The following is a 1,147-nucleotide window of genomic DNA, read 5'->3' as shown; positions in this document are numbered from 1 at the left end:
GTCGCCGTAGGTGTCAAGACCCATCACGAGGTTGCTCATCGCTTGCCCTCCACTAGCTGACACGTCAACTTACCTGATCTAATTGACACGTCAAACACTGAGGGAGGCGCCGTTATGCCCGGAGCGCGCAGGCTGCCCACCCGCCACGAGCTTGCCATGTGGCGGGAGTTCATCGAGGCCGCCGAGTTGCTGCGGACGGCGGTCGCCGCGCGCCTGCACGGCGACACCGGCCTGTCCATGGGCGATTACACGGTGCTCCTCGCCCTGACCGAGGCGGACGGGGGCCGGTACCGCTCCTCCGACCTGGCCACCGCCATCGGCTGGGAGCGCAGCCGCCTGTCGCACCACCTCGGCCGGATGGAGCGGCGCGGCCTGATCCGGCGCGAGCACTGCACCGCGGACAGCCGCGGCGCCGAGATCGTGCTCGAGCCCCACGGGAGGCAGGCGTTCCACGCGGCCACCGCGCCCCACCTGCGGGCCGTCCGCGAGCTCTTCGTCGACGCGCTCACCGCGGAGCAGGTGCGGGCGGCCGGCGACGTCGCGTCCGCGCTGCGGACCCACCTCACCGATCATTAGGGTGGCCGGATGCCGAAGATGCCGATGCCGGAGCGGGTCGCCGACCTCCTCCGCCTGCCCAACCCCGCCGTCATGGCCACCGTCGCGGCCGACGGCCGGCCGGTGACCGTGGCCACCTGGTACCTGCTCGAGGACGACGGCCGGATCCTGCTGGGACTCGACGCGAAGCGGGCCCGGCTCAAGCACCTGCGAGCGGATCCGCGGATCTCGCTGACCGTGCTGGCGCAGAACTGGTACACCCACGTGAGCCTGCAGGGCCGCGTCGGGTCCATCACCGACGACGTCGGCCTGCGCGACATCGACCGGCTGGCGCGGCACTACACCGGCAACCCGTACCCCAACCGCGAGCGTCTACGGGTGAGCACCCACATGGTGATCGAGCGCTGGCACGGCTGGGGCGAGCTGCGCGAGCAGTAACGTGACCGCATGGACGACGACGTGACCGCCGGCGGTGGGCTGCCCACCTTCGGGGAGCGGGACTGGGTGCCCACGGCCGGCGGGCTGTGGGCGCGGCGGCCGGATGCCGCCGTGGTCGGGGCGCCGTTCGACATCTCCACCTCCTATCGGCCCG

The 1,147-nt window shown here is 71.9% G+C and carries 2 protein-coding genes; both read left to right on the top strand.

The genetic code is table 11. The features are described from left to right. The first annotated feature begins 114 nt into the window (after positions 1-114). Entirely contained in the window at positions 115-576 is a 462-nt protein-coding gene (locus AB0M20_RS44940; protein ID WP_364307738.1) for a MarR family transcriptional regulator, read from the top strand. 9 nt (positions 577-585) lie between these two features. Then, the gene (locus AB0M20_RS44935) at positions 586-993 is read left to right on the top strand and encodes a TIGR03618 family F420-dependent PPOX class oxidoreductase (RefSeq protein WP_364307736.1); all 408 of its coding nucleotides are present in this window, start codon (positions 586-588) and stop codon (positions 991-993) included. Positions 994-1,147 lie beyond the last annotated feature (154 nt).

It is taken from the genome of Actinoplanes sp. NPDC051633, from assembly GCF_040681735.1.
GTDB lineage: Bacteria > Actinomycetota > Actinomycetes > Mycobacteriales > Micromonosporaceae > Actinoplanes.
This window is presented reverse-complemented; position numbering and strand designations above follow the sequence as displayed.

What these genes read in the sequence shown, in the direction of transcription:
- AB0M20_RS44935 (WP_364307736.1), top strand. Translation starts at nt 586, where the DNA reads ATGCCGAAGATGCCGATGCCGGAGCGGGTCGCCGACCTCCTCCGCCTG.
- AB0M20_RS44940 (WP_364307738.1), top strand. Translation starts at nt 115, where the DNA reads ATGCCCGGAGCGCGCAGGCTGCCCACCCGCCACGAGCTTGCCATGTGG.